Annotated in this window: 17 protein-coding genes; 13 read left to right on the plus strand and 4 right to left on the minus strand. The window is 59.8% G+C overall.

All coding sequences use genetic code 11. The features are described from left to right. Window positions 1-411 precede the first annotated feature (411 nt). Window positions 412-3,267 carry a glycosyltransferase family 1 protein gene (locus FHT28_RS12680; protein ID WP_168596439.1) on the plus strand — a complete coding sequence of 952 codons (2,856 nt, stop codon included), beginning with the start codon at window positions 412-414 and terminating at the stop codon, window positions 3,265-3,267. Between the two features lie 42 nt (window positions 3,268-3,309). Next, window positions 3,310-4,425 (plus strand): glycosyltransferase family 1 protein, encoded by a 1,116-nt coding sequence (locus FHT28_RS12685; RefSeq protein WP_168596440.1) that lies wholly within the window; start codon window positions 3,310-3,312, stop codon window positions 4,423-4,425. Window positions 4,426-4,430: 5 nt separating this feature from the next. On the opposite strand, the gene FHT28_RS12690 is transcribed toward FHT28_RS12685, so the two are convergent. Together FHT28_RS12690 and FHT28_RS12695 are read right to left on the minus strand one after the other, a co-directional pair. Then, on the minus strand, window positions 4,431-5,816 hold the full coding sequence (locus tag FHT28_RS12690) for an O-antigen ligase family protein (RefSeq protein ID WP_246704855.1): 1,386 nt from the start codon (window positions 5,814-5,816) through the stop codon (window positions 4,431-4,433). Window positions 5,817-5,986: 170 nt separating this feature from the next. Beyond that, window positions 5,987-6,562, minus strand: a complete 576-nt coding sequence (locus tag FHT28_RS12695) for a sugar transferase (protein ID WP_168596522.1) — start codon at window positions 6,560-6,562, stop codon at window positions 5,987-5,989. 189 nt (window positions 6,563-6,751) lie between these two features. On the opposite strand from FHT28_RS12695, the gene FHT28_RS12700 reads away from it, so the two are divergent. Then, window positions 6,752-7,687 (plus strand): NAD-dependent epimerase/dehydratase family protein, encoded by a 936-nt coding sequence (locus FHT28_RS12700; RefSeq protein ID WP_168596442.1) that lies wholly within the window; start codon window positions 6,752-6,754, stop codon window positions 7,685-7,687. A 32-nt stretch (window positions 7,688-7,719) separates the two neighbouring features. Here the strand turns inward: FHT28_RS12700 and FHT28_RS12705 are convergent, their stop codons facing one another. Continuing rightward, window positions 7,720-9,006 carry a nucleotide sugar dehydrogenase gene (locus FHT28_RS12705; RefSeq protein ID WP_168596443.1) on the minus strand — a complete coding sequence of 429 codons (1,287 nt, stop codon included), beginning with the start codon at window positions 9,004-9,006 and terminating at the stop codon, window positions 7,720-7,722. A gap of 258 nt (window positions 9,007-9,264) precedes the next feature. Between FHT28_RS12705 and FHT28_RS12710 the strand changes: the two genes are divergently transcribed. From FHT28_RS12710 to FHT28_RS12725, 4 genes are all read left to right on the plus strand, one after another. After that, window positions 9,265-9,453, plus strand: coding sequence for a hypothetical protein (locus FHT28_RS12710; RefSeq protein ID WP_168596444.1), 189 nt, complete (start codon window positions 9,265-9,267; stop codon window positions 9,451-9,453). A 126-nt stretch (window positions 9,454-9,579) separates the two neighbouring features. Further along, the gene (locus FHT28_RS12715; protein ID WP_168596445.1) at window positions 9,580-10,263 is read left to right on the plus strand and encodes a DUF1275 family protein; all 684 of its coding nucleotides are present in this window, start codon (window positions 9,580-9,582) and stop codon (window positions 10,261-10,263) included. Between the two features lie 139 nt (window positions 10,264-10,402). After that, entirely contained in the window at window positions 10,403-11,386 is a 984-nt protein-coding gene (gene galE / locus FHT28_RS12720) for a UDP-glucose 4-epimerase GalE (protein ID WP_034510998.1), read from the plus strand. Continuing rightward, the gene (locus FHT28_RS12725) at window positions 11,364-12,935 is read left to right on the plus strand and encodes an alkaline phosphatase family protein (protein WP_168596446.1); all 1,572 of its coding nucleotides are present in this window, start codon (window positions 11,364-11,366) and stop codon (window positions 12,933-12,935) included. The genes galE and FHT28_RS12725 overlap by 23 nt, the downstream gene beginning before the upstream one ends. A gap of 21 nt (window positions 12,936-12,956) precedes the next feature. Here the strand turns inward: FHT28_RS12725 and FHT28_RS12730 are convergent, their stop codons facing one another. Next, window positions 12,957-13,463, minus strand: a complete 507-nt coding sequence (locus tag FHT28_RS12730) for a DUF1993 domain-containing protein (RefSeq protein ID WP_037195786.1) — start codon at window positions 13,461-13,463, stop codon at window positions 12,957-12,959. Between the two features lie 208 nt (window positions 13,464-13,671). Between FHT28_RS12730 and FHT28_RS36675 the strand changes: the two genes are divergently transcribed. From FHT28_RS36675 to FHT28_RS12755, 6 genes are all read left to right on the plus strand, one after another. Beyond that, the gene (locus tag FHT28_RS36675; protein WP_280518134.1) at window positions 13,672-13,794 is read left to right on the plus strand and encodes a hypothetical protein; all 123 of its coding nucleotides are present in this window, start codon (window positions 13,672-13,674) and stop codon (window positions 13,792-13,794) included. A gap of 38 nt (window positions 13,795-13,832) precedes the next feature. Continuing rightward, a complete protein-coding gene (locus tag FHT28_RS12735; protein WP_037195787.1) occupies window positions 13,833-14,762 on the plus strand; it encodes a sugar ABC transporter substrate-binding protein in 930 nt (309 codons plus the stop codon). 72 nt (window positions 14,763-14,834) lie between these two features. After that, window positions 14,835-16,376 (plus strand): sugar ABC transporter ATP-binding protein, encoded by a 1,542-nt coding sequence (locus FHT28_RS12740; RefSeq protein ID WP_168596447.1) that lies wholly within the window; start codon window positions 14,835-14,837, stop codon window positions 16,374-16,376. A gap of 32 nt (window positions 16,377-16,408) precedes the next feature. After that, window positions 16,409-17,434 (plus strand): ABC transporter permease, encoded by a 1,026-nt coding sequence (locus FHT28_RS12745; protein ID WP_037195791.1) that lies wholly within the window; start codon window positions 16,409-16,411, stop codon window positions 17,432-17,434. Window positions 17,435-17,608: 174 nt separating this feature from the next. Further along, the gene (locus FHT28_RS12750) at window positions 17,609-18,685 is read left to right on the plus strand and encodes a dipeptidase (RefSeq protein ID WP_037195794.1); all 1,077 of its coding nucleotides are present in this window, start codon (window positions 17,609-17,611) and stop codon (window positions 18,683-18,685) included. Window positions 18,686-18,713: 28 nt separating this feature from the next. Further along, window positions 18,714-20,354, plus strand: a complete 1,641-nt coding sequence (locus FHT28_RS12755) for an ABC transporter substrate-binding protein (protein ID WP_168596448.1) — start codon at window positions 18,714-18,716, stop codon at window positions 20,352-20,354. Window positions 20,355-20,361 lie beyond the last annotated feature (7 nt).

The raw sequence follows: 20,361 nt of genomic DNA on the forward strand, positions 1-20,361 counted from the left end.
TTTCATGATGTTTTACTCGCCCGCTTCGGGCAGGAAATCGAAAGCTCGTGGAGATGAAGAGGCTACTGAAACGTATCGTCGCTGTCTTTCTCGAAAGGCTCTTGGGTTGGCTTGCCAAAAGGCCGCGGTTAAAGGATGCCTGCCTTCGGTCGGCGCAGCGCTTTCCAATGTTAAGGGGAAGGCTTGCGGCATTCGCAAGAGCCCAGGGATATGGAGTTCCAACGCTCGAATTCCTGGACGGCGACCAGGAGGGGCAATGGTTTATCGATGCGCCGAAGGGCGCTGTGACCAAATGGAACATGTTGCTTCAGGGCATCTCAAAATCGAAATGAAAGATCGTCTTTGATGCGATTGTGGATTGATGGGCAATGCTTTCAGACAGCGAGCAAGTGGCGCGGAATTGGTCGATATGTGCAGGAACTGCTCCTGGGGATCATCGATAATCACCCGGAGATCGATCTCCTCGTCTCGCTCAATGCCGGTATGCCGCAGGATGCGCTTGCTGCTCGTGACCATCTTCAACAATGGATAAAACCCGCCAACATCCTCATGTGGCATGGCGTTGCCGAGGGTGGGGAAGGGATCGACGGCTATTCCGAGCGACGGCGGCTCAGCGAGATCGCGCTCGCATATCATGTGGCCTCGCTCAATCCGGACATCGCCCTCTCCGCAAGCCCTTTCGAAGGTTTCAGGGATAAGGCCATTCCCCTTCTTCCCAATGGTATTTTGAAAATTCCTGTCGCATCCATATTCTACGATGCGATACCTCACCGTTACCCCCAACAGTATTTGCTGACGTCGGCGACGCGTACCTGCTATGAGCGGCGCCTTGCCTTTTATTCACAATTCGATCTCAATCTCTGCATTTCCGAATACTCTCGCAGCGAGTGCGTCGAAATCTCGAAAAATTCTCATGCCATCAATATGCTCGCAGGAATATCGAAAGATTTCAGGGATGCGATCGACCATGCTGATGGAAAGTTTCCCAGGCCAACGGAGAAGCGTTTCATCCTTTATGTTGGTGGCCTGGATTGGCGAAAGAATGTGAAATCCGCCATCGCGGCGTTTGCGCGGTTGCCGGCAGATCTGCGAGCGCAGTACAGTTTCGTGCTGGCCGGCGATCATCCGAAATCGCCCCTCAAAGAAGAAGAGGAGAGATGGCGGAAGCTGGGGCTTCCCGCGCGGGACTTTGTAGCGGTTGGACATGTGACCGACAGCCAACTTGTAGCACTCTATAAGAAGGCTGACCTAGTAATCCAGCCTTCTCTACTGGAGGGTTTTGGCCTGACGGCGCTGGAAGCGACAACTTGCGGCACCCCCGTGATAGCGTCGAACACCGGCGCCTTGCCGGAAGTCATTGGAGATCAAGAATTTCTCTTCGACCCAGCCGATGTGACTGACATAGCACGGGTCATGCAGCATGCGCTGAGCGACCGCGAGGCGACAAGAGTTGCGGCCGAGAGGCAGCGGAGCCATGCTCTGGACTTCAGCTGGACGAGATCCGCCGCCATCGCCGTTGCCGCATTGAAGGATGCCGTTGCGACAGCCCGGAGCAAAGGCAACGCTGAACCGCTTTCAACGGCTCAGCAAGCCGTTTTGCGCCAGGTTCAAAGTCTTGATCTCCCGCCGGACATGGTTTCGGAGGCGCTTGCGCGCGCGGAGATCATAAGATCGACAGCGTCGCGGCTGATCATCGACGCCACATCCACATATCGCGTCGATCACAAGACCGGGATTCAACGGGTCGTCAAGAACATATGTGCCAATCTGCCTGCGTTGCAGGATGCAGACAGCCAGCGTGTCGAGCGGATCGTGGCCTATAGCGATTCCCCCGACGGTTGGTTCGCTATTCCAAGGACGCTGGAGAAACCCAAGGGTGCGACGGCATTCGCAGAAGATGCGCGTCTGGAGTTTTCCGCGAGTGACCGCATCTTGATGCTCGACAGTTCCTGGGAGTTTTTCAGGCATCACTATAAAACACTGCGCGCCGCGCGGCTCAGAGGCGCGACAGTCATTTCGTGTCTCTACGACACGGTTCCGTTGAGATTTCCCGGCTTCTGCGATCCAGGCATGCCTCCCACCTTCTCGGCATGGTTTCAGACGGCACTTGCTTATTCGAACGGATTTGTCTGTATTTCGAAGGCCGTTGCCGATGAGCTGATCACGATACTCGAGGCCATCCAGTTTCCGCGAGAGATGAAGATAGGCTATTGGCATCTCGGTGCCGATTTTGGCAGAGCGGCCGTTTCCACAAGCATCGCCGCTGATCGCCAAAACGAGCGCCCCGCCTTCCTTATGGTCGGGACACTCGAGCCTCGTAAAGGCTATGCGATCGCCTTGGACGCTTTCGATCGATTGTGGGATGAGGGTCAGGATATCGGGCTGACGATCGTCGGGAAGCCCGGGTGGGGCGTCGAGCATCTTGTTCGGCGCATCGAGCAGCATCGTGAATACGGAAAGCGCCTCGTCTGGCTCAATGGCATTTCGGATGAAAAGCTGCAGCAGGCCTATGCGAGCAGCAATGCGCTGATTGCGGCCTCCTATGCGGAGGGTTTCGGTCTTCCGATCGTGGAAGCGGCGCATTTCGGGAAAGTCGTGATCGCGAGCGATATTCCCGTTTTTCGCGAAGTCACGGCGAGTGACCAAAATTGTCGCTTCTTCACCAGCGGTTCCGCCGATTCTCTTGCAGCAACGATCCGTTCATTCGTGAATGCTTCCACCGATAGCGTCCTCTCTTCCTCTTCGCAGCCGATGGTGAATAGAGGGACAAGCTGGAGGGAAAGCGCCGAGGAATTGCAGCGGGTCGTCCTCGCTGACGACTGGTATCGGATATACAAGCCAGCTGCGGACAAGACCTATGTCCCGATTACCGATATCGGCAACACGAAAATGTCCAAGCCGCTTGTTCGCGGGGACACCCGGCACAAGATCGAGCTGGTCGAAGGACCGATCGCAACCGACAGCGGGAACCTGAAATACTTCGTCCGAGTGACAAATCTCTCGCCAAAATCATGGGCGGGCGCCAGCACCGCCGATGGTTCGTTTGGAGTGGCGGCGAGTTATCGCATCCCGTCGAAAGACGGCGGCTTTATAGGTCCCGACAACTATGAATCTCGTATTCCGCTCGTAGTGCCGCCCGGCGATAGTGTCTATTTGGCGATCGATATCCCACTGGAGTTCAAGCGACGGGGTGCTGCCTCTGCCGAGATAGGCATGGTTCAAGAGTCAGTCGGCTGGTGGAGCAATCCGCTGAGGGTCCCGTTGTGATGACAAGATCGCGACACATGTCGGCGCAGGGGTGATTTCCAAATGAAGATCGGTATCGACGCGCGCAATCTGGTGACGAGCATGACCGGAATTGGCCGGTATGTGTTGGAAACGAGCCGGCATCTCGCGCTTCTTGGCCATCAGCTCTATCTCTATTTTCCGCAGGAGCCTCATGGGGACGTAAAGGCTCTGCCCCCCGCGGAGCTGCGCGTCGCGCGCTTTCCGGGCGGCGTGAGGAGAATGATCTGGGCGCAGACGGAGCTGCCACGCCGCGCGGCACAGGACGGGATTGACGTCTTCTGGGGGCCGGCGCACCGTCTGCCGTCCTTTCTTGATCGCCGGATCGCGCGAGTCATCACGATCCATGACCTCGTCTGGAAGGACATGGCCGCAACCATGCGCTGGCAGACATGGATGGGCGATCGTTGGCTGATGAAGCCGGGGATTGCAGTTGCGGATGAAGTCGTTGCCGTTTCCGCCGCTACGGCCAATGTGCTGAAGGCTCAGTTTCCGGCATGCGGCGAAAAGCTTAACGTGATCTATCCCGGTTTGACGGCCATCGGCGGGACGACCGAGCCCAAGCCTCTGTCGTCTTTTGGCGTCGATCGCCCCTATATTCTATTCGTGGGGACGCTTGAGCCGCGCAAAAATCTGCTGCGGCTGTTGCAGGCCTACGCGTCTTTGCCGGAAGCGATACGGCAAGAGTTGCTGCTCGTGCTCGCCGGCGGCCAAGGCTGGAGGCTTGGTGATCTCAAGGAGCACATCGCGACCCTGCAGATCGAGCCGTTCGTTCGGCTGACCGGCTATGTATCCGATGCCGATTTGGCGCAGCTCTATGGCCAGGCCCGATTTCTGGCGATGCCGTCGCTTTATGAAGGTTTTGGATTTCCCATCATCGAAGCCAATGCGATGGGCATACCCGTGGTGACATCAAATACATCATCCATGCCGGAGGCTGCCGGGGAGGCGGGTATCCTCGTCGACCCCAACGACGTGCAATCCATCCTTGGCGGTCTGGAAAGCCTTGCGACCGATAGCGAGCTTCATGCGCGCCTTGCCGAAAAGGCAAGGCCGAATGCCGCTCGCTTCGATTGGATGGAAAGTGCGCGGCAATTGGAGCGCATCTTTGAAAAGGCGATCGCCAAGCGCCGTGGCTGATGAACTCAAGCGCCGGCTGTGGCGCCCTGCAGCACCGGCTTCGACGCTGCCAGATATTCGCCTTTGGTGCGCATGTGACACCAGCAGGCGAAGGCGGAGCTTGCGAAGGCGAAGCCTTCGCCGATGGCGAGACGGTTGTTGGAGTTGCTGAGCAGCGTCAGCGAGAAGAAGAAAATGCATACGATATAGGCGTGCCATGCGGCCCGAGGGATGATTCCCGCCCTGCGGGCGCGCCAGACTGCCCGGATGAAGACGCCGAGAATGAATGCCATGACGGCCGCGCCGAAGAGGCCGTAGCGCACCAAAATCTCCAGATAGCCATTGTGCAGCAGCGTGTACTGGATATGCGCGTAGCGTGTCTGGTACCAGCGCTCGAGCCATTTGCTGCCCCAGCCGAAAACGGGCGCGGAGGAGAAGACCTCCCAGCTGTTCGACCAAAGCTGCAGGCGCTCGTCCATCGATACCGGGGTATTGGTGGAGCTGATGGTGCTTGAGACCACGCCGCCCAGATCGTGACCGCCGGTGACATTTTCCACCATGGCAAGAGCCGCCGATACGGTCGGACCTGCCGTCTTGTCGAGATTGTGCCGCACACCATAGATGCCGGCTATCAGCAAGGCCGCTACGGCGACGATGGCGATGATGCCGCTCTTCATGCGCAGATAGGTCAGCGTGATAAGCGCCATCAGCGGTAGGGTAATGCCGAGCGCCAGCCAGACGCCCTTCGATTTGGCACCGTAGATGGCGATGAAGCAGAGAGCGAAGATGAAGGGCGAAACGATGTAGGCGAAGCGGGCAATCCGTCGATCGCCGGATTTTTCCGTCAGGTAGTGCAGCAGCCAGAACAGCGTAAAGATGACGATCATGCCGCAGGCGACGGCGCCGTGGATCTGATTGTTCATGATCAGCGGGCGGATGGTCTCGCCGGCAAAAACCTCGCGGAAATGCTGCGTGGCGACCAGCATGATGAGGGCCATGGTGAAATAGGCCGCCACGATCTTTTCCATCAGCTCTTCATAGATCAGGAAGGCGACGCCCATGATGGGAAAGAAGAAGGGAAAGGCGTAGAGCCAGTCCGATGCACCGATATCATGCTGCGGCGTCAGCCAATAGTTGATGCCGAAGCGCGCCATCACGTAGAAAGCCCAGCCCATGCAGAGCCAGCCGATCCAGTCCGTGCGCGGCCGCACGGGCGCTCTCATATAGTAATAGAGGGCGATCAGCGAGAGGAGCGCGGCGGCATAGCGATAGGCATCGCTTTCGACGACGGTCGGAGAAGCCAGGAAAAGCCAAAGCAAGCCGCCGATGATCGCCACAGCTTTCGGCATTGTGCTCGCTGCTTTGGCGACGCCAGGAGTTTCGGCTGCGAGATCAGCATGCAGGTTGTTCATGCGCGAGTCGTCCAATGTCGTCGTCCGCCTTCGTCCACATTCGATTGAATATCCGGCATTCCGGAACCCGATGACGGCCCCTAGGGTCGCAAAGGGGCAGGAATACGGCATTTTTGCGCACCACTCCCTCCGCCACGGCGATTTCCGTCCGATGCTTGCCAAGGTGCCTGCTAATGGGTCACTCCATCGCGTCGAACCACCTTCAATGCCGTCAGAATGATAATCTTGAGATCGAAGAGAAAGGAGCGCTGGCGCAGATAGTCCTCGTCCAGCGCAACCTTCTGAGGAATAGGCAGTTGGTCGCGACCATTGACCTGCGCCCAACCGGTAAGGCCGGGCAACAAGGCATCGACGCCGCGCTCGGTGCGGAGCGCGATCAGGTCGTGCTGATTGAAAAGAGCGGGGCGGGGGCCGACGATGCTCATTTCTCCCTTCAGGATGCACCAGAGCTGCGGCAGCTCGTCCAGGCTGGATTTGCGCAGGAAGGAGCCGATCGGCGTCAGATAGATCTTGGGATCCTTCAGCAGATGCGTGGCGACCGCGGGCGTATCCGTGCGCATGCTGCGGAATTTCGGCATGCCGAAAATCTTATTTCCGCGGCCGACCCGATCCGACCAGTAGAGGATGGGGCCTGGCGATGTCACGCGAACGGCGATGGCGACGATCAGGATCGGAATGGAAAAGACGATGGCCGCGGCAAGAGCGGCAAGAAAATCGAAAAGGCGCTTGGCGATCGTATAGAGCATCGTCTCGTTGAGTTGCATCGGCACCGGCTTTGCGGTCGCGATGATAGCCATTGTTCCGTTGTGCATCTCATATCGCGGATTGGCGCACAACCGCCCTGCTCAAAATTCCTCGGGCTTGTTCTCAGCCGATGTCCTATGCAAAGCATGTCCGACAAAACGAACAGACGAACGAATAGAGGCAATGGGCGCATGATCCTGGTCACCGGTGCGACGGGCTTTGTCGGACAGGCGCTTTGTGCCGAGCTTTCCCGGCGGCAGATGGAGTATCGGCCGGTGAGCCGCGCGCCGAGGCCGGGATTCGTCGCCATGGGCGCGATCGATGGCGGGACGGATTGGTCGGCTGCGCTTGCCGGTGCCGACGTCGTCATGCATCTGGCCGCCCGCGTTCATGTCATGAACGAGAGTGCAGCCGATCCGCTTGCCGCATTTCGCGCCGTCAATGTCGATGCCACGGTCAATCTGGCGCGGCAGGCGGCGAGAGCCGGTGTCAGGCGCTTCCTCTTCCTGAGCTCGATCAAGGTCAATGGCGAGGAAACCGCGCGGGATAAGCCCTTCAAGGGCTCGGATGTCCCGCACCCGGAAGATGCCTATGGCCGCTCGAAGCTGGAAGCGGAGGAGGCACTGCTGGCCGTGGCCGCAGAGACGGGCATGGATGTCGTCATCATCCGGCCGCCGCTGGTCTACGGACCCGGCGTCAAAGCGAATTTCGCAAGCCTGATGACATGGGCCAAGCGGCCGTTCCCCTGGCCGTTCGGCAATGTCGTCAATCGGCGGTCTCTCGTGTTCGTCGGCAATCTCGTCGATTTCATGCTGCTCTGCGTTCGTCATCCGGCCGTCGGAAATCGTGTGTTTCTGATCAGCGACGGCGAGGATCTTTCGATCGGCGAATTGATTGCCAGGCTGTCGTCGGCCACGGGGCGGAAAGCCCTCATGCTGCCGGTGCCACCGATTTTGCTGGAAGGACTAGCAGCGCTCCTCGGGCGCCGTGCGGCGGCACAGCGTCTTCTTGGCTCGCTTCAGGTCGATATCGGCGAAACGAAAGCGATCACCGGCTGGTCGCCGCCCTATTCCGTCGAGGAGGGACTGGCGCTGACGGTCGGTGGTCCCGACGCCAAAGACGGTTGATCGGCGTCGGGCCGGGGTCTTCCGCCAGACCCCTAGAGGCTCCAGACCGAATGGCTCTGTAGCAGGGGATTGCGGGGGTCGAGTGCCGCTTTCACGTCGACGACCACGGCGTTCTCGGTCAGCAGATCGAGAATACCGGCAGCACCCTCGGCCAGATAGGATTTGTGCGGAACGGCAAGAACGAGGGCGTCGAGCTTGCCGAAATCCTTCAGTTGCGCCAGGCGTATGCCGTATTCCTCTTCCGCTTCCGGATGGCTCGCCATCGGATCGTGCACCAGCGGCTCCAGGCCGAACTGGTGCAGCTCGCGGATGATGTCGGGCACGCGGCTGTTGCGCAGATCGGGCACGTTCTCCTTGAAGGTCAGGCCGAAGATGCCGATTCTGGCGCCATTGATAGGCTTCTTTGCCGATACCAGCATCTTGATGAGCTTCTGGGCGATGAAGGCGCCCATGCCGTCATTGATGCGGCGGCCGGAAAGAATGACCTCCGGGTGATAGCCGAGCTCTTCCGCCTTGGCGGTGAGGTAGTAGGGATCGACGCCGATGCAATGGCCGCCGACGAGACCGGGGGTGAAGGGCAGGAAATTCCATTTCGTCCTTGCCGCCTTGAGCACGTCGGCGGTGCGGATATCCATCTTTTCGAAGATGATCGACAGCTCGTTCATCAGCGCGATGTTGACGTCGCGCTGGGTGTTTTCGATCACCTTGGCGGCTTCGGCGACCTTGATGCTGGGCGCGCGGTGAATGCCGGCCTCGACCACGGCGCCATAGACGGCGGCGATCCTGTCCAGCGTTTCCTCGCTGTCGCCGGCGACGACCTTCACGATGCGCTCGAAGGTGTGTTCCTTGTCGCCGGGGTTGATGCGCTCAGGCGAATAGCCGACATGGAAATCCTCACCCTGCCGCAGGCCGGAAACTTCTGCGAGCACCGGGCCGCATACCTCTTCCGTCACGCCGGGATAGACAGTCGATTCGTAGACGACGACTGAGCCCTTGCGCAAAATCTGGCCCACCGTGCGCGAGGCGGAAATCATCGGCCTGAGATCCGGCTGCCGGTTGCGATCGATCGGCGTCGGCACGGCGACGATGAAAATATCGCGGTCCCGCAGGTCCTGCAGGTCGCTGCTGATGCGCAGCCCGCTCGCTTTCAGCCTCTCAGCGGAAACCTCGCGGGTATCATCGTCACCCGCCTTCAGCGCGGCGACGCGGGAGGCCTTGATGTCGAAACCGACCACATCATGAAATTTTTCGGCCAGCGCGATCGCTACAGGCAATCCCACATAACCCAGGCCGATGACGGCAATTTTTTCGTTCAACACACCATACCTCGAACAAGCCACCTGAATTAGCCCAAATCCATGGCCCGTGTCAGCGCCAATATTTGCCTTCAGCGCGTTTCAGGTGCAGGTCGCGTGAATGTGAATATCGGGTGAGGGCTTTGCAATAGGCGGGGGATACGGTGTTACAGCGTGTTGCGGAAGCAGTTTTGGCCAGGCGCCTGACATGTGCATCGAAACTTTCTGGTCTCCAACCTATTTATAAGGGTGAGACTTATTTTATCGAAAGCGTGGTTCGCAATGCGAAACAGCCATCTCAAACATCTCCACGCCCAGCGCGAGGAACTCGAGGCCAAGCTTGAGCTGCATATAGCGCGCTATTGTTTTGGCGAAGGTGACGTCGAGGACGGCACCGAAGCAGAGCTTCAGCAAAGGATTACGGAAATCTCCGACGAAATCGACGCACTCGAAAGCGAGCGCGGCGAATAGGCGCGAGCGGCGATTAGCTGGAGAAATCGTCACAAGCTTGTACAGCGTGATTGCGCAATTATCTCGACATTGGCGATTGTTCGGCGCGATAAGATCGGAGGCGATCAACGCGAAGACGAGGAGCCGATGAAGCCGAGCCTGCCCACCCTCCTGAGCATCAATGGCGGCTATGTCGATACCGCCGGATTTCTTGCCTTGCACGGACTGTTCACGGCGCATGTCACAGGCAATTTCGTGACCTTCGGCGCGGCCATGGCGCTCGGAACGTCCGGCGCTGCGGCCAAGCTTCTGGCGCTGCCGGTCTTCTGCGTCGTCGTCATTCTCGCGCGCCTCATTGGCAGTGATCTGTCGCGGCGCAACCTGCCGACATTGCAGATCATCCTGTCGCTGAAATTCCTGCTGTTGGTGCTTGCCGCCATTTTCGCCATCCGTTTCGGCCCGTTCGCCGATGGGGATGGCTGGCAGGCGATCCTCACAGGCATGACGCTGGTCTCGGCGATGGCGATCCAGACGACGGCTCATCGCGTCCATCTCGGCTCGACGCCGCCGACGACGATGATGACGGGGACGACGACGCAGATCATGATCGATATCGCCGATATGCTGCGCGGGGCCGAGCCGGAGGCGCGGGCGGCAATGACCGCCCGGCTTGCCCGCATGGGAGCTGCCGTCGGCGGTTTTGCCCTTGGCTGCGGCATGGCCGCCGCACTTTTTCTGTTCGCCGGCATGCAATGTTTCCTGCTGCCGCCAGTTCTGGCGCTTGTCGGAATTCTCATGCACACCAGTAAGGCTGCGGCGAAGCCGGCTTAGCTTTTCGTCCCGATCCTGCCAATCTTGCGCCTTTCTCCGGCCTTGCAAGTCGGCTACAGCTCTCTAACTCTACGCGTCGGATCGAATACGGTCCCCCGCGCTTGGGCTAGGTGTCGTTGAAGGTTGAGAAGAGGTGATTATGGCAGGAGAAACGGTGCTTGTGGTAGGCGGAGCCGGCTATATCGGCTCGCATACATGTCTGGATCTTGCGAACAAGGGATTTCAGCCAGTCGTTTATGACAATTTCTCCAACGGCCATCGTGAATTCGTCAAATGGGGTCCGGCCGAGGAGGGGGATATCCGCGATCGCGCGCGCCTCGACGAGGTGCTTGCCAAACACAAGCCAGCCGCCATCCTGCATTTCGCCGCGCTGATCGAAGTGGGCGAGTCGGTCAAGGATCCCGTTTCCTTCTATGAAAACAACGTCATCGGCACGTTGACCCTGCTTTCGGCGGCGCAGGCGGCCGGTGTCGGGGCCTTCGTCTTTTCCTCCACCTGCGCGACCTATGGCCTGCCGCAGAGCGTGCCGCTCGACGAAAGCCATCGGCAGGTGCCGATCAACCCTTACGGCCGCACGAAATATATCGTCGAGCAGGCGCTTGCCGATTATGATCAGTACAAGGGGCTGCGTTCCGTGGTGCTGCGCTATTTCAACGCCGCCGGCGCCGATTTCGAGGGGCGCATCGGCGAGTGGCACACGCCGGAAACGCATGCCATTCCGCTCGCCATCGATGCCGCGCTCGGTCGCCGCCAGGGCTTCAAGGTGTTCGGCAGCGATTATGACACCCGCGATGGGACCTGTGTGCGCGATTACATCCATGTGCTCGACCTCGCCGACGCGCATGTCCGGGCGGTGGAATATCTGCTGCGCGGCGGCGAATCCGTCGCGCTCAATCTCGGCACCGGCACCGGCACGACGGTGAAGGAATTGCTGGGAACGATCGAGACCGTGTCGGATCGGCCGTTCCCGGTCGAATATGTCGGTCGTCGCGAGGGCGATTCGACGACCTTGGTCGCCAATAACGACAAGGCCCGCGACGTTCTCGGCTGGTCGCCGAAATATGATCTGACTGAGATCGTCGAATCCGCCTGGAATTGGCATGCCAAGTCGAACCAGCACTGAGCAGCGTTCCTCTCTGAATGGTATTGGGGGCAAGCGCCCAAACGTGCTGTTGATTTCGGCTGATCAGTGGCGGGGCGATTGCCTTTCCGCGGTTGGGCACGATTGCGTCAGGACGCCGAATGTCGATGCGCTGGCGCGGGAGGGCGTGCTGTTCCGCCGGCATTTTGCGGGGGCCGCGCCCTGCTCGCCGGCGCGGGCGACGCTCTATACCGGCCTTTATCAGATGAACCATCGCGTTTGCCGCAACGGGTCGCCGCTGGATGCCCGTTTCGACAATCTGGCGCTTGCAGCCCGCCGGGCCGGCTACGATCCGACGCTGTTCGGCTATACGGACACGGCGCCCGATCCACGCGGCAGGGATCCTCACGATCCGCACCTGACGACCTATGAGGGCGTGCTGCCGGGCTTCACGGCGCGGCAGCTTCTGCCCGAGCATGAAAAGCAGTGGCTATCCTGGCTGCGTTCGCGCGGCCATGCCGATGCCGTCAGCCGCGAAATCCATATTCCTGTCGGCGCGAAGCCCGGCGAAATTTCAAGCAATGCGCCCACCTATTCCAGGGACGAGACGCAGACGGCCTTCCTCGCCGGCGAATTCATCCGTTGGCTCGGCGAGCAGGATGCGCCCTGGTTCGCGCATGTTTCCTTTCTGAGGCCCCATCCGCCGTTCTCGGTGCCGGAGCCTTATAATCGCATGTTCTCGGCGAGTGATGGCCCGACTTTTGCGCGCGCCGCCGACCGCGGGACGGAGCAGGCAGCGCATCCGCTTCTTGCCTTCGCCCTGCCGCTGATCGACAAGAGCGGTTTCATCTACGGCGGCGAAGGTCCCATCGCCGACTGGACGTCGCAGGATCTGTCGGCGATCCGCGCCATCTATTACGGCATGATTGCCGAGGTCGACGCACAGCTCGGGCGGATCTGGCAGGCGCTCAGGGATGCCGATGCCTGGGATGACACCTTGATCATCTTCACATCGGACCATGCCGAAATGATGGGCGATCACTGGATGCTCGGCAAGGGCGGCTTTTTCGACGGCAGCTATCATGTCCCGCTCGTTATTCGCGATCCGGGCCGGCCTGTTGCCCACGGTCGGGAAGTGGAGCATTTCACCAGCGCGGCGGATATCTTCCCGAGCCTGTGCGACCGGCTCGGTATCGAGCCTCGAAACCATGTCGATGGTGAGACGCTGTTGCCTTTTCTCGCGGGCGCGGTGCCGGAGGGTTGGCGCGAGGCGGCATTCTGGGAGTTCGATTTCCGCGATATCGCCAATGGCGAGCCTGAGCGGCATTTCGGCCTGAAATCCAACGCCTGCAACCTCGCCGTCATCAGGGACGAGCGCTTCAAATATGTCCATTTCGCCGGCCTGCCGCCACTCCTGTTCGATCTGGCGAAAGACCCGATGGAGCTTTCCAATGTCGCTGCTGATGGAGCCTACGCGGCAACCCGGCTTGCCTATGCCGAAAAGCTCCTGTCCCTGCGGGCACAGCACCTGGACCAGACGCTTGCCTATACGGAGCTGACGGAAGAAGGGCCGGTTTCGCGCCGGCCCTGATCGAGATTCAATGGCAGGCTATCAGGCAAACGGTCCGAGATAGGTCATCTTGCCGACGGGCAGGCCACGGCTGCGCAATATGCCGTGTGCCGTGGTGATGTGGAAGAAGAAGTTCGGCAGCGCGAACTTTGCAAGATAATCCTCGCCCTTGAAGACCGTCTTGTTGCCTCCCGGCGAGATGGTGACTTCCCGCTCGGCGCTGCCTTCCATAGCCTCCGGCGTCACCGTCGCGAGGAAATCCTGCGTTTTCTTCAGGCGCTCGCGCAGGTCGGCGACGGTCGTCTCGTTGTCCTCGAAGCGCGGAGCATCGATGCCGGCGAGCCGGGATATGGTGAGCTTTGCGGTATCGGAAGCGCGCTGGAACTGACCGGAAAGCGGCAGCATGTCGTCAAACAGACGCGCCGCGATGAGTTCATTGGGCTCGATGCCTTTTTCAGCGGCATAGGCTTCGATCCTGTCGAGATAGGCGGAAAGATTTTGCAGGCCGCGCTGAAAGACGGGGACCGAGAAACTGTACATCGAAGGCATGCTTGTTCTCCGTTATGGCCGGCCGGGCGGCCGGTATCAATGGCATTCTACCCCGTTCATATGGCGATGGAACGTCGGTTCCACCTGAGGGGTGCCCGTATGTAGGTTCGATCGTCGATTCTTGCAGTATCCGCCCTGAGAAATCCGTCATCGCCGGCTTCTGCGATGCGGTCAGAAAATAGTATTGACCTTTGTGTGGAAAAATGGAATGAATATTCCGCATAGAGAATTTTACGGTTTGTTTGTTCCGTTTTTCAATGTGGCCGCCATGGGAGTGACGGCCGAATTGATTGTAGGTCCTGCGGTCGAAACCGGGGGCTCCGGCATTTAGGAGGGGTGCGGCCGGGCACCGTATCTGGGAGGAAAAACATGAAGAAATTCATCCTTGGCTCGGCGATGGCACTTATGCTGTCGACTGCGGCCCATGCCGAAACCATCGGCGTCTCGATGGCGCTGTTCGACGACAACTTCCTGACCGTCCTGCGCAACGGCATGCAGGACTACGCCAAGACCTTGAAGGGCGTGAACCTGCAGGTCGAAGACGCTCAGAACGACATCGCCAAGCAGCAGAGCCAGATTCAGAACTTCATCGCCAGTAAGGTCGATGCCATCATCGTCAACCCGGTCGATACCGACGCGACGGCTGCCATCTCCAAACTGGCTGCCGATGCCAAGATCCCGCTGATCTACGTCAACCGCGAGCCGGCGAACGTCGACAGCCTTCCGGACAAGCAGGCCTTCGTCGCATCCAACGAGCAGGAATCCGGCACGTTGGAAGCCAAGGAAGTTTGCCGGCTTCTCGGCGGCAAGGGCAAGGCTGTCGTCATGATGGGTGAGCTGTCCAACCAGGCTGCTCGCATGCGCACGAAGGACGTGCATGACGTTATCGCCACCGACCAGTGCAAGGGCATTACCATCGTCCAGGAGCAGACTGCCAACTGGCAGCGTACCCAGGGCGCCGACCTGATGACCAACTGGCTTTCCAGCGGCATCGAATTCGATGCCGTTATCTCCAACAACGACGAAATGGCGATCGGCGCCATCCAGGCGCTGAAGGCTTCCGGCAAATCGCTCGACAAGATCGTCGTCGCCGGTGTCGACGCGACGCAGGATGCCTTGGCTGCGATGCAGGCCGGCGACCTGAAGGTCACGGTATTCCAGGATGCCGCCGGTCAGGGCAAGGGCGCCGTGGATGCCGCGCTGAAGCTCGCCAAGGGTGATAAGATCGAGAAGAAGGTTTACATTCCCTTCCAGCTCGTGACGCCGGCAAACGTCAAGGACTTCGTCAAGAAGAACTGACGGTGCGATGATCGACGGATGCGGGCGTTTGAGCCCGCATCCTCACAAATCCGAGCTGCCCGGGAGGAAAAAATGGCTGTCAGCCCATCCACCATGGCTGCGGTACGCGCCAGCGGCGCCGTCCCCAACGCCGCCTACCTGCTCAGCGCAGAAGGCATCCGCAAGGAATTTCCGGGCGTCCTGGCCCTCGACGATGTTTCCTTCCGTCTGAAGCGCGGCACTGTGCATGCGCTGATGGGCGAAAACGGCGCCGGCAAGTCGACGCTGATGAAGATCCTTGCCGGCATCTATATTCCAGACCAGGGCGAAGTGCGCCTCAAGGGCGTCGAGATCCGGCTGAAATCGCCGCTGGATGCGCTGGAAAACGGCATTGCGATGATCCATCAGGAGCTCAACCTGATGCCGTTCATGACTGTTGCCGAGAATATCTGGATCCGGCGCGAGCCGAAGAACCGCTTCGGTTTCGTCGATCACGCCGAGATGAGCCGCAAGACCGAAGAGCTTTTCCGCCGCCTCAACATTTCGATCGATCCCGAAATCCAGGTCAGCGAGCTTTCGGTTGCCAGCCGGCAGATGGTCGAAATCGCCAAGGCGGTCTCCTACGATTCCGACGTGCTGATCATGGACGAGCCGACCTCGGCGCTGACCGAGCGCGAGGTGGCGCATCTGTTCGAGATTATCCGCGGCCTGCGCGAACAGGGCATCGGTATCGTCTACATCACCCACAAGATGAACGAGCTGTTCGAGATCGCCGACGAATTCTCGGTCTTCCGCGACGGCAAATATATCGGCACGCATGCGTCCACCGATGTCACCCGCGACGACATCATCCGTATGATGGTCGGTCGCGAGATCACGCAGATGTTCCCGAAAGAGGAGGTGCCGATCGGCGAAACCGTCCTTTCGGTCGAGGACTTGAGCCTCGACGGCGTCTTTTCGAATGTCTCCTTCGATGTCAGGGCCGGCGAAATCCTCGGTGTTGCCGGACTGGTCGGCTCCGGGCGATCGAATGTCGCCGAGACGATCTTCGGCGTGACGCCGGCATCGTCAGGCACGATCGAGCTTTTCGGCAAGAAGGTCGAGATTTCCTCGCCGGCGGCGGCGATCCGTCACGGCATGGCGTTTCTGACCGAAGACCGCAAGGACACCGGCTGTCTGCTGATCCTCAGCGTGCTCGAAAACATGCAGGTCGCCGTGCTGCACGACAAGTTCGTGCGTGGCGGCTTCGTGCAGGAGGGCTCTGTGGAGCAGGCTTGCGAGGAGATGGCGCGCAAGCTGCGCGTCAAGACGCCGAACCTTGATGAGCGGATCGAAAATCTTTCCGGCGGCAATCAGCAGAAGGCGCTGATCGGCCGGTGGCTGCTTACCAAACCCCGCATTTTGATCCTGGACGAGCCGACGCGCGGCATCGATGTCGGCGCCAAGGCGGAAATCCATCGCCTGGTCACCGAAATGGCGCGCGACGGCGTCGCCGTCGTCATGATCTCGTCGGAAATGCCCGAGGTACTCGGCATGAGCGACCGCATCATGGTGATGCATGAGGGACGGGTCACCGGATTCCTGGATCGAGCGGAAGCAACTCAAGTGAAGGTGATGGAGCTGGCGGCGCAGTGACGCCGTCAATCATCGCAAGGGAGGATTGAACCATGGTTAGCAAAGTTGCAGAGGCGGCCGCACCGGCATTGACGCGTCCGAGACGTCGCCGTGTTCCGCCCGAACTCGGCATCTTCCTCGTGCTGATCGGCATTGCACTCGTCTGCGAAATCCTTGGCTGGATCTTCGTCGGGCAGAGCTTCCTGATGAACGTGCAGCGCCTGAAGATCATGATCCTGCAGGTCTCCGTCATCGGCATCATCTCCATCGGCGTGACGCAGGTCATCATAACCGGCGGGATCGATCTGTCGTCGGGCTCCGTCGTCGGCCTGACCGCCATGATCGCTGCGAGTTTTGCCCAGTCCTCCACCTGGGCGCGGGCCGTCTATCCGGCGCTGACCGACATGCCCTTCTTCGTTCCGATCGGCGTCGGGCTTTTGATCGGCCTGCTTGCAGGCTATATCAACGGTCAGCTCATCACCCGGACGAAAATTCCGCCTTTCATCGCCACGCTCGGCATGATGGTCTCGGCGCGCGGCCTGTCGAAGCTCTACACCAAGGGACAGCCGATCTCCGGCCTCACCGAGCAGTTCAATTTCATCGGTTCCGGAATCTGGCCCGTCATCGTTTTCCTGATCATCGCGGTCGCGTTCCATGTCGTGCTGCGCTACACCCGCTACGGCAAGTTCACCTATGCGATCGGCGCCAACATGCAGGCAGCGCGCGTGTCGGGCATCAATGTCGAGGGGCATCTGGTCAAGGTCTATGCAATTGCGGGGCTTCTGGCCGGGCTTGCCGGCATCATCACCGCCGCCCGCGTCCAGACGGCGCAGGCCGGCATGGGTGTGACCTATGAATTGGACGCGATCGCAGCCGCCGTCATCGGCGGTACCTCGCTTACCGGCGGCGTCGGGCGCATCGCCGGCACGGTGATCGGCACGGTCATCCTCGGCGTGATGATTTCCGGCTTCACCTTCCTGAACGTCGACGCCTATTACCAGGAAATCGCCAAGGGCGTCATCATCATCGCCGCCGTCGCCATCGACGTCTACCGCCAGAAGAAGCGGGCGAAACGCTGAAACGCCTGAAACAGGATCGATGATCCGAGGCGGGGTTTTGCCCCGCCTTTTTCATTTGCATCCGGCATTCCATGCAAATGCAAATTTTTTTCATTTGGGTATGGCGAATCCCGCCAGCTTTTCTATTCTGGCCGCTTTCCATCTGCTCCCCATGAGCTTCACCCAGGATAGACAATGCAGTCCGTATTCGATGGTCATAATGACGTTCTGTTGAGACTCTGGCATCACGAGCGCGATGGCGCCGACCCGATCGCCGAATTCAAGGATGGGATATCGAGCGGTCATATCGATGCGCCGCGCGCCAAAGCGGGCGGTCTGGCCGGCGGTCTCTGCGCCATCTACATTCCATCAGGCGACCTCGTCTTCGCCGATCCCGATCGCAACGGTCATTACGCAACGCCGCTTGCTGCTCCCCTGGAGCGGGCGCCGTCGCTCGATATCGCGCTGGAAATGGCGGCGATCGCGCTGCGGCTCGATCGCGCCGGCGCGTGGAAGCTCTGCCGTACCACCGGAGAAATTCGCGATTGCATGGAGAAGGGCATTTTCGCAGCCGTGATGCATATGGAGGGCTGCGAAGCCATCGATGCCGACCTCGTCGCGCTCGAAACCTTCTATGCGGCGGGGCTGCGTTCGCTCGGCCCCGTCTGGAGCCGCAACAATGTCTTCGCCCACGGTGTGCCTTTTGCCTATCCGAGCTCTCCGGATACCGGCCCGGGCCTGACGGATGCGGGCTTTGCGCTGGTGCGCGAATGCAACCGGCTGGGTATCCTCATCGATCTCGCCCATATCACCGAGAAGGGCTTCTGGGATGTGGCCAAGACCTCGGATCAGCCGCTTGTGGCAAGCCACTCCAATGCGCATGCGCTGACGCCCGTTGCCCGCAATCTCACCGACAAGCAGCTCGGCGCAATCAAGGAAAGCCGCGGCATTGTCGGCCTGAACTACGCGACGGCGATGCTGCGCGAAGATGCCCGCTCTGATGCCAATACGCCGATCGAAGCCATGGTGCGTCATGTCGATCATCTGGTCAGCCGCGTCGGTATCGATTGCGTCGGCCTCGGATCGGACTTCGACGGCGCGACGATTCCCGAGGAAATCAGTGATGCGGCGGGTAACCAGAAGCTGATTGCCGCCCTTCGGAACGTTGGTTATGCTGAAGCCGATCTTGTAAAGCTGTGTAGGGAGAACTGGCTTCGCATCCTGGCGTCCGCTTGGAAGGAAGGCAGCGCAACACGCGCGTCGCAATATTGATAAAAGCTCAAAGAAGGGAACGAAAACAATGATGATTACCAGAATGAACCGCAGCTTCCGCGTCCTTACGGCCGGTGTGGCTCTCTCTATTCTGACAATGGCCGTGCCGAGCGCTTTTGCCGCAACGCCGAAGGACACGCTGGTCGAAGGTTTTTCCTTCGACGACATTCTGAGCATGGACCCGGCGGAGGCCTACGAACTTTCCGCTGCCGAAATCACCGGCAACAGCTACAGCCTGCTCGTTCGCCTCGATATCAAAGACACCTCCAAGATCCAGGGCGATCTTGCCGAGAGCTGGTCGGTTTCCGATGATCATCTGACCTATACGTTCAAGCTGAAGCCCGGCCTGAAATTCGCCTCCGGCAATCCGATCACCGCCGATGATGTGGCATGGTCCTTCGAGCGCGTCGTCAAGATCAACAAGAGCCCGGCCTTCATTCTTACCCAGTTCGGCTTGACCGGCGACAATGTGACGGAAAAGGCCAAGGCCACCGATCCGAATACCTTCGTCTTCACCGTCGACAAGCCCTACGCACCGAGCTTCGTGCTGAACTGCCTGACCGCGACCGTCGCCGAAGTGGTCGACAAGAAGCTGGTGCTGCAGCACGTCAAGCCGGTGACGCCATCGGCCGACAGCAAATACGACAACGACTTCGGCAATGGCTGGCTGAAGACCGGTTTCGCCGGCTCCGGCCCGTTCAAGCTGCGTGAATGGCGCGCCAACGAAGCCGTCGTCCTCGAGCGCAACGACAATTACTACGGCGAAAAGCCGAAGCTCGCCCGCGTCATCTACCGCTTCATGAAGGAAAGCTCGGCGCAGCGTCTGGCGCTGGAGAACGGCGATATCGATGTTGCCCGCAACCTGTCGCCGACCGATCTCGCAGCCGTCGAGAAGAACGCCCAGCTTGCCTCCACCAACGCGCCGAAGGGCACGATCTACTACATCAGCCTCAACCAGAAGAACCCGAACCTTGCCAAGCCGGAAGTGCAGCAGGCGTTCAAGTACCTTGTCGATTACGATGCCATCGGCAAGACGCTGATCAAGGGTATCGGCGAAATCCATCAGACCTTCGAGCCGAAGGGCCTGCTCGGTGCGCTGGATGAAAATCCGTTCAAGCTCGATATCGCCAAGGCCAAGGAACTGCTCGCCACGGCCGGCTTGCCCAACGGCTTCTCCGTGACCATGGACGTGCGCAGCATCGAGCCGGATACCGGTGTCGCCACATCGATCCAGCAGACGCTCGGCCAGGCCGGCATCAAGGTGGAGATCATCCCCGGCGACGGCAAGCAGAAGCTGACCAAATATCGCGCCCGCAATCACGACATCTATTTCGGCAACTGGGGCAACGACTATTGGGATCCCCATTCCAACGCCGATACCTTCACGACCAACGACGACAATTCTGACGGCAGCTCGAACAAGACGCTCTCCTGGCGCAATACCTGGACGACGCCTGAGTTGGAGAAGGAAACCAAGGCAGCGCTGTTCGAGGGCGATGCCGCCAAGCGTGCCGCCATGTATCAGGATATCCAGAAGAAGTTCCTGGATGCCAGCCCCTTCGTCATCCTGTTCCAGCAGACGGAAGTTGCCGGCTATCGCAAGGACGTGAAGGACTTCAAGCTCGGTCCGAGCTTCGACACCAACTTCGTCTGGCCGGTGTCAAAGTGATAATCCG

Origin of the sequence: Rhizobium sp. SG570 (assembly GCF_012275345.1) — a bacterium.
GTDB classification, from domain to species: Bacteria; Pseudomonadota; Alphaproteobacteria; order Rhizobiales; family Rhizobiaceae; genus Rhizobium; species Rhizobium lusitanum.